Source organism: Paenisporosarcina sp., from assembly GCF_049671445.1.
Classification (GTDB): domain Bacteria; phylum Bacillota; class Bacilli; order Bacillales_A; family Planococcaceae; genus Paenisporosarcina.
On the sequence record NZ_JBATUX010000135.1, the window covers coordinates 1 to 8506 of the forward strand.

The window sequence follows — 8506 nt, forward strand, 5'->3', positions numbered from 1 at the left end:
GTCTTACTCCCCATTCTTTTGAAGTGAGTAATTATTAAATGTGAATATTTCAAAATATGTTTGTTTTTAATTTCACTTGTTACTTTATTTATATGATAACCATTTGCAAAATGCAACTAAAATATACACTTTTATAAAAAATTTATGGAGTCAATATCATAAAAATCTGTTGCTAATAGATTATCGAACACGTAACAGCAGTTAATACATAAAGCAATCGAGTGTACAACATCCTTTGCGAGTAAAAATCGTTTTTAATCGCAATCAGAGCCTTTACGAAGCACAGGGAAATACTTTGCGCGGTGTATGAATAAATCGGTATTTCGTTAAGAAGATTGATCATGAATTTTCATTAATGAGAAGAAGGTATTTTTCCGCAGAAAACATCCGAAAGCCTTTGTTCAGAAAACCAGGAGTTAATGGACATCCCATATTTACAGTGTTTTCTGAGGGTTAACTCGATAATTAATGTTCAAGAACTCGTTCAACAATCTAAGTTCAGTAACCTATACGAAACTAAGTATAGGGACACGATTATAATCTTGGCCATAAGAAAGGGCCGCCTTGTAAAGGCAGCCGGTTGTTCAACTAAAGTATTTTTATTGAATCGGCATAAAAGCTACCTGCCAAATACCATCTTCATTCTGGATCATTTGAAAAACAGATTTCACTTCCGAACCTTCACCTGCTTCAAATTCAATATATCCTTCGTAATCGCTTGTTTTTACAAATGTACCTTTTTCAAAATTCTTAAACTGGATCAAAACCTGTTTTTCAGTAGCTCTATCAGAATCAGGAAAATTCTCATCTTCTTCTTTAGACCATTGGATACGGTCCTTGCGGTCAGTGTAGAGAGCATATTGGATTTTAGAATCTCGATTATAACCTGCATAAATATATAATTTTGCAATGCTAATTGGTTCCAAACCCGATAAATGTTTCAAATCTAAATCTTCCAGAAAATTATTGTATGCCTGTTCTTCCAACGAGCTTAATTCAAATAATTTCTCGTTGACATTATCTTGTTGGTCCACCGATATTTTTTCTTCTAACCCAGTATCATCATGTATTTCAAACTTCCCAATTTTTCCTGGTTCAGAAAGAATCGCCATTCCTTTTACTTCGTGTTGTGTAACTTTCCCATCGTTGTCTGTGTATTCTACCTGTGCAGTAAAATCATAATTCTTAGGTGATGACTCATTTTCACTTTTAGTCACTTGTATATCACTAACTTTCATTTCATACCGCACAAATTCTTCATACCCAAAAAATCCATAGTGATAACGAAAAGCAATAGAATTAGTAATAAGCTTATCATAAGCATAGTCCATAAAGTAAGGTCCATATGTTTTTTTTACCAAGTCCTGGTAGGCTTGAAATTCAGCCGAGTCCGATGGTATTTCTCCTCCTGATATTTCATCCATTTTTTTATCAATGTTTTGTACAATAAGGTTATATTCTTCGTTAGGAACCGTTAATTCTGATTCAAGGACAGCACGAACTGCTTCCTTATTTTTATCTTCATCAGCAATTTCAGCTGCCAAATGATTAGAAGGATTTTCAGTTTTAACTAAACTAAAAAAGAGGAAACAAGCCACTGCAACCATTGCGATAGAAATGAAAATCGGTGCTACATATCGTTTTTTCCTTCCGACTTTATCTTGCAGTTTTAGTAGACTATTTCTTCGTGCGTCATTGGAACGGTCAATATGTTGCATTTTCTGGAAAAGTTCATCAAATTCTTTTGATGGATCCATTAATAAAACCTTCCTTCCCATGAAATTCTTCTCTTAATGCCTCAAATCCCCGGGTCATTTTTGTTTTCACCTTTGCTTCTGTCCAACCCAATATATGAGCCGTCTCTTTAATGGAAAATTCATTCACTTTTCTGAGAATCAGCACATCTCTATAATCCTTTTTCAGTCTGCTTAAGGCGGCGTGTAAATTTGCCAAATCCTCGTTCGTTTCTGCAGTTCTCTCAGGCGTAAGGGTCTTATGGTCGATGTCGTTTTCATTTCCCCATTTGAAAAACTGGATAATTCTTTTCCTTCTAAAGTGATCATAAGTAACATTTCGTGCTATTTTCAAAAGCCATGTTAAGACTGAAGCTCGATTGTTAAAATGGTTCAGGCTTTTTATGGCTTTACAAAACGTTTCCTGCGTCAAATCTTCAGCGGTTTCTTTATGACGTACGAGTAGATAAATAAAGTGATAAACCTTGTCACTATAATCTAAATACAACCGTTCTACATCCTCTTCCATAAATTTCAACTCCTCTTACCAATCATAGACGAACGAAAGAACGAAAAGTATCGTAATCATAATCAAAATGTAAGTACTTTTATCAACATAGAGAACTAGTTCATGGAAAGCTAAATTCGACTGTTAATCGCTGAACTGGCATGCATATGCCATGCATCCTACGTTGACATAACACCACGATGAGGAAGTATTCAGCTTCATTACTCAAGAAGAGCCAGTTGCCCTGTACAGGGCAGCTGGCTCTTCGAAAAAATTCACTATATTTACTGCTTATTACCGATAATAAACACTTCTTTTTCAAGTTGAATCACTTTGTGTGTTAGAAACTTCATTTCTGATTTTTCAGCATCTCTGAGGGTATTAGTTGTTTTGTGGTTTCTTCAAAATGCTCATTTTTACAATTCTTTTTTCGCTTTTCTTCCACTATGCCATAAAGTAATTTCAAGTATTGCGATACAGCTGACAAGCCATGTCAGACCAAGTGCCAGCCCGCCGATTACGTCTGTAAAGTAATGAACGCCGAGGGGAAGGCGGCTGAAGGCAATTAATAAAATCAGGATTCCAAGGAAGATGTTGATCAGCCATTTTGCTAAGGCATTCAGTTTACTTCTGATGACCAAGTACATAATAAATCCGTAAAAAACGATCGGGGCGGTTGAATGACCGCTTGGAAAACTGTAGCCAGTTCCATCGTACTCCTCTAATACGTTAGGACGATCTCTTAAAAATGCAGCTTTAAGCCCACTAATCAAGATTGTAACTCCACCCATTGCAATAACAAAATAAACAATTCTCCACTTTTTCCGCTGATAAAAATACCACAGCACTCCAAACATGATAAGAGATCCTACAGTCAACGCCCAGACCGATCCGAGTTCTGTAATCCATGCGAAAAAGGTCATAACTCCAGGTGTTGCAAGGTTTTCAGCAAAGTCCGCGGCATGCTGGTCAATCATGAATTTTTCTTTCTCCAGCACCTCTTCACCAAGCTCTATAAATATGTAAAAACCTCCGCCTATTATTAAAAGTGCAGTAACAATTAAAATATAGGTTCTGGCAGGGATTCCCTTTAATGTATTTAGCATACTTGTACACTCCTATAATTCAGTCGTAATAATACGCTTTCCCTGTTTTGAGAAATGGGAAACGTGTTAACTGTAGTGAACATCCCTCTGTCCTGCACACAATTCAATTCAAATTATTTAAATTAAGAAAATCCGGACGATAAGCCCGGACCTTTTTTGTATGTTCTTAAAGTTGGTCTCGTCTGGATTCATTTAAAAACTCTTATATCTCTGTATGTTTTTGGTTATTACTATTTTTTACTGTCACGGATTTAATTTCATAATCATTTACCATACAATGATTATCGTGTTACAAAAAGTTTTATGAATTATATAAAATGATGAGAAACAAAATTCAAATTCCCAAAAATATCGCTCAATAGTAATATCCAAGCAACCAACAAATAGAAATAGTCGAGTAGTTTTTTAATCAGGTTGGGTCGAATAGTAGTGGTGACATAGTAATATATTACTCACGAAACGAGAATGCAATAGTAAAAAGTGACGAAAAATATGAAGAATCATTTTTCTTGTCTCTTTCATTTCATAGGTATTGTTACAGGGGGAGGTAGTGAAAAATCCTCGAAAATATGATCTCATTCCATATAGGTGGCACTATGTTCCCTTTTTTATCCTAGTCCCTTGTTTTCCAAGATCCTTATGGTAATATAATTATTGATTGATAATTAAAACTATTCCAATATATTATCAAAAACATCTAGGGGGATACATATGAGCAAAAAATGGATTATTGTTATGTTAATTATTTTACCGTTTGTCCTTATGCTTGGAGCAATACCTTTTGCAAATCGAATTCATCCGATTCTTTTTGGATTGCCATTTCTTCATTTTTGGTTATTTTTAAGCATGATCATTACGCCCTTATGCACGTACTTCATTTACAAAATACAGAAGTCAGAAGGGAGTATTGACTAATGCAGGGAAATTTAACAGCATTATTAATTACATCGTTTATTGTGTTATCAGTCGTATTGATTGGATTTATCGCTGGACGAGACAAATCGAGTAGAAGCTCGGTTGAAGAATGGTCAGTTGGTGGCAGACGTTTTGGACCATTGCTTGTGTGGCTATTAGTTGGTGCAGATTTATATACAGCCTATACATTCTTAGGATTAACAAGCACTGCATTCGCAGCTGGTAGTATTGCGTTCTTTGCGATTCCTTATACGATTATTGCATTCTTTGTTTCTTATTTTTATCTACCTAAGTTATGGGAAGTGTCTAAAGAACATAAATTAACAACTCTAGCCGATTACGCAAAAGGAAGATTTGATAGTAGATTTCTATCTTTGCTGATTGCAATTGTTGGTGTATTTATGTTAATTCCTTACATTGATCTACAATTAGCGGGTATTCAAGATACGTTAACAGTAGCGGGTACTGGCTATATTAATATTAAATTCGTCGTTATCATATCGTTCCTATTAGTCGCACTGTATACATTCTTTAGTGGAATAAAAGGGCCAGCTTATACGGCTGTCATTAAAGACATTCTTGTTTGGGTCATTATGTTATTCCTTGTAGTGACGATTCCGATCATCCATTTTGGAAGTTGGGGGTCGATGATCGATAAACTCGTGGTAGAAGCTCCAGAACTATTAACCATCCCTACGACAGGTCCAAGAGGGATTCCATGGTTCCTTACAGCATCATTAGTTTCTGGTTTGGCCTTATTTATGTGGGCTCATGCAGTTACTGGGGTATTCACAGCGAAAAGTGCTGACGTACTTCGAAAAAATGCCATCTATCTACCGTTTTATAATATCGTGTTAATTCTCGTCGTGTTCTTAGGGTTAGCTGCATATTTGGTTCTACCAGAAGGAAGCGACCCGCGTTTCGCTTTATTAAATCTGATTCAAATGTCATACGGTGGTGTGGTACAAGGACTTGCGTATTCTACAATCGCATTAGCCTCACTAATTCCTTGTTCAATCATGGCAATTGGTGCTTCAAATCTATTTGCGAATAATATTTACCGTGATTTCATCGATCCAAAAGTATCACCAGCAAAATTAACGATGATTACGCGTTCAATGGTATTTGTCGTTATTGGACTAGCATTAATCTTTGGCATGCTTTTCCCTACAGCACTAGTATCTCTTCAACTTCTAGGTGTTTCTGGAATGGTTCAAATCTTCCCAGCCGTGGTCTTTAGTTTGTTTTGGAGAAACCAAACAAAAGAAGCAACTATCATCGGATTGCTTGTTGGTCTTTCTGTAACCGTTATTGTGTACGCAACAGGAAATTCATTTGGAATTTATGAAGGATTCTGGGGACTGATGGCAAACATCATCGCGTTGATTGTCCTAAATCCACTATTCGTTAATAAGGCGAAAAATAAATCCAATCCAATCATGGATCAACTTTTCACTAAATAAGCTGAATAAAAGTGAATGATAAAGGCGGCTGAAGAATTCTTCAGCCGCCTTTTTTACTGGAAATAGTTTGATTATAGGAGATTCGCTCATAGAATCGTGCTAACCGCTGATAGTCGACAAGAAACCGCCGATAGAATCTCACTAACCGCTGATAGTCGACAAGAAAGCGCTCATAGAATCGTGCCAACCGCTCATAGTCTACAAAGATTGGCTCATGAGACATCAAAATGAACTTACAGAAGAGAGGGTGGACAATTTGTCGAATTCAGTAGTATTTGCTGAAAAACCATCCGTAGCACGCGATATTGCTCGCGTCCTTGGTTGTCATAAAAAAGGAAATGGTTTTAGTAGTACACTTCAATTGTTTTATTGAAAATTGCTGGTATGAAAGCATATCCCCTAAATCAGCTGTATTAGAGCGTAAAGTGAGAACTTAATACACTTTATCCCCATTAAAAATGGAATTTTTGACGACAACATAATCGACGTTGCGGATGGCTTCTAACTTGTTTCCACCAGAATAGGAAATAGCGGATTGAAGATCTTGCTCCATTTCGATTAACGTATCTTCTAGAGAACCTTTGTGCTCGACAAACATTTTCTTGCCTTCCACGTTTTTCTTTTCACCTTTTTGGAATTCCGAAGCGGAACCAAAATATTCTTTAAAATGCTTTCCATCTTTTACGAATGTTTGCCCTGGAGATTCATCATGCCCAGCAAATAATGAGCCAATCATCACCATGGAAGCACCAAATCTTACTGATTTCGCGATATCGCCATGTGTGCGAATACCACCGTCAGCGATTATCGGCTTACTTGCAGCTTTGGCACACCAACGAAGTGCAGCTAATTGCCAACCGCCTGTTCCAAACCCCGTTTTAATTTTCGTGATACATACTTTACCTGGTCCAATGCCCACTTTCGTGGCATCCGCACCTGCATTCTCCAATTCTCTAACTGCTTCTGGAGTTCCTACATTTCCGGCAATAACGAAGCTTTGAGGCAAGTGCTTCTTAATATGCTGAATCATCTCGATCACAGCATTAGAATGTCCATGTGCAATATCAATCGTTATGAATTCGGGTATGATTTGTTCGTCAGCCAATTGTTGAATGAAACCATATTCTTCTTCTTTGACTCCGACACTAATGGATGCGATTAATCCACGTGAATGCATATCTTTGATGAAATCTACTCGCTTCTCAGGTTGAAAACGATGCATGATATAGAAGTACCCATTTTCAGCTAAGTAAATTGCTATTTTTTCGTCTATAATCGTTTGCATATTTGCAGGTACTACTGGCAACTTGAAAGTATGTGCCCCCAGTGCGACCGTTGTATCACATTCTGATCGGCTATTTACCACACATTTTGCCGGAATCAATTGTATATCTTCGTAATCAAATACATTTTCCAAAATAAGCACCCCTAAATACGAATATTAATGTTTAGTTTAATAAAATTGTTCGTCTATAGGGTAATTTATAACAAATTTGCTTGCATGTCAAAGTCTTTATCAAAAAAATGATAGAAATATTTCTACATCTTGATTCTTTGAAGGAAATCTAGAAGGACTTAAACATGATCCAAAATTGAAAAGAAGCCGAAGAAAGGGGTATGACCACTTCACTCGGCTCTCTTATTCATTCCGTACGTGGCGCGAGATAAGGGATACTTTTCTCACTAATTAGCTGAACTACATTCAATCTTGCGTGCGCTTCGGTTTTTGAACATTTTCTTGAACAGTTCAAATAGACTCGGTTTTGTATCGTTTTTACCAATATGGAGGTAATAAGATTGTTCTTGAATTTGGCGGTTTATTTCCATTTTTTTCGCTTCAATTAATTGTTGCATCTCAAAATGATTTATCATGTACTCACCCATTTCTACATTTTTTTTCTTGCAAATATGATCAGTTCATTAAATGTCGCTTTAAGAAAAACCGTATATCAATTTTGACCACATTCGATATGTATATGCTGATTCTCTAAAAGAGGACACTAAAAACACATTTTTATTTGTTAAGCTGTGTTAGATCATGCTGTTGTTAGTGATAAACAAGGTGGGATTCTAACCTTTATGATTAGGCATACCAAAGTCATCGATTTTAGTTTGTGGTTTTTGCGACCATCGATATGTTTGAGGGCTACCGAAAAGCAAGAATTCCACAGTTAAGTCGTTAAGTGAAATAAGTATGTAAACCTACGGCAGGTTAGTCTAGATGAACACAAAAAACGAGCTATGTTTTATAACAGCTCGTTTTTTATTCATTATGTTCAATCTCTTCGTTCTTTTAAGCTCATTTAGGCTTAATATCCAATAAAGTCGTCAATTCACTCAAGGACACTCGACCGACAACTTCATAACCATTACCCTGACCACGAGGTTTTACAATGACAGTACCCATATCTGGGATTTGACCAAAACCAACCCCCTGTGGAAAACTGTGAGCGATGATGACTTTATTACTTCCTAGGGGAGGTGGAATCTCTAGCACCGAATTGAAGGAGTTTAATATTTTGGTCTGTTCTTTAGGGTTTAAATCTCCGCTCAATCTATAAATTTCAACCCAAAAAGGGTCCAATTGAACATTTTCTTTTCCGAAAGCTAATTCAGCAGTTTCTCTAGTTCTGCAAAAAGGGCTGACAAGAACAGGGTATCCTACAGGAATCCGTAAACTACGAAGTAATTCACCATAAGTAACAGCTTGTCTTCTTCCGAACTCCGAAAGATTTCTTTGGGTAGAACAATGCTGAAAGTTAAGATTCGGTTGATCTTCGC

9 protein-coding genes are annotated in these 8506 nt (G+C 36.6%); 3 read left to right on the forward strand and 6 right to left on the reverse strand.

What is annotated here, in order from left to right; translation table 11 throughout:
* Positions 1-599 precede the first annotated feature (599 nt).
* The 3 genes from WBG45_RS16480 to WBG45_RS16490 all read right to left on the reverse strand — a co-directional run bounded on the left by WBG45_RS16480 (position 600) and on the right by WBG45_RS16490 (position 3347).
* The gene (locus WBG45_RS16480) at positions 600-1757 is read right to left on the reverse strand and encodes a hypothetical protein (protein ID WP_424416167.1); all 1158 of its coding nucleotides are present in this window, start codon (positions 1755-1757) and stop codon (positions 600-602) included.
* Complete coding sequence (locus tag WBG45_RS16485) at positions 1735-2262, reverse strand: RNA polymerase sigma factor (protein WP_424416168.1); 528 nt, start codon at positions 2260-2262, stop codon at positions 1735-1737. The genes WBG45_RS16480 and WBG45_RS16485 overlap by 23 nt, the downstream gene beginning before the upstream one ends.
* Positions 2263-2657: 395 nt before the next feature.
* Positions 2658-3347, reverse strand: a complete 690-nt coding sequence (locus tag WBG45_RS16490) for a phosphatase PAP2 family protein (RefSeq protein WP_424416169.1) — start codon at positions 3345-3347, stop codon at positions 2658-2660.
* A gap of 711 nt (positions 3348-4058) precedes the next feature.
* On the opposite strand from WBG45_RS16490, the gene WBG45_RS16495 reads away from it, so the two are divergent.
* The 3 genes from WBG45_RS16495 (at position 4059) to WBG45_RS16505 (ending at position 6098) form a co-directional block, all read left to right on the forward strand.
* Positions 4059-4262 (forward strand): DUF3311 domain-containing protein, encoded by a 204-nt coding sequence (locus WBG45_RS16495; RefSeq protein ID WP_424416170.1) that lies wholly within the window; start codon positions 4059-4061, stop codon positions 4260-4262.
* Entirely contained in the window at positions 4262-5725 is a 1464-nt protein-coding gene (locus tag WBG45_RS16500; RefSeq protein ID WP_424416171.1) for a sodium:solute symporter family protein, read from the forward strand. Before WBG45_RS16495 ends, WBG45_RS16500 begins: the two co-directional genes overlap by 1 nt.
* 214 nt (positions 5726-5939) lie before the next feature.
* Positions 5940-6098: a hypothetical protein gene (locus tag WBG45_RS16505; RefSeq protein WP_424416174.1), complete on the forward strand. Its 159-nt coding sequence runs from the start codon at positions 5940-5942 to the stop codon at positions 6096-6098.
* 60 nt (positions 6099-6158) lie between these two features.
* On the opposite strand, the gene guaC is transcribed toward WBG45_RS16505, so the two are convergent.
* From guaC to WBG45_RS16520, 3 genes are all read right to left on the reverse strand, one after another.
* Positions 6159-7142: a GMP reductase gene (gene guaC / locus WBG45_RS16510; RefSeq protein WP_037578106.1), complete on the reverse strand. Its 984-nt coding sequence runs from the start codon at positions 7140-7142 to the stop codon at positions 6159-6161.
* 266 nt (positions 7143-7408) lie between these two features.
* On the reverse strand, positions 7409-7597 hold the full coding sequence (locus WBG45_RS16515; RefSeq protein ID WP_424416172.1) for a hypothetical protein: 189 nt from the start codon (positions 7595-7597) through the stop codon (positions 7409-7411).
* Between the two features lie 427 nt (positions 7598-8024).
* Positions 8025-8506, reverse strand: a 482-nt coding sequence (locus tag WBG45_RS16520; protein WP_424416173.1) for a histidine phosphatase family protein, incomplete at its 5' end; no start/stop codon positions are given.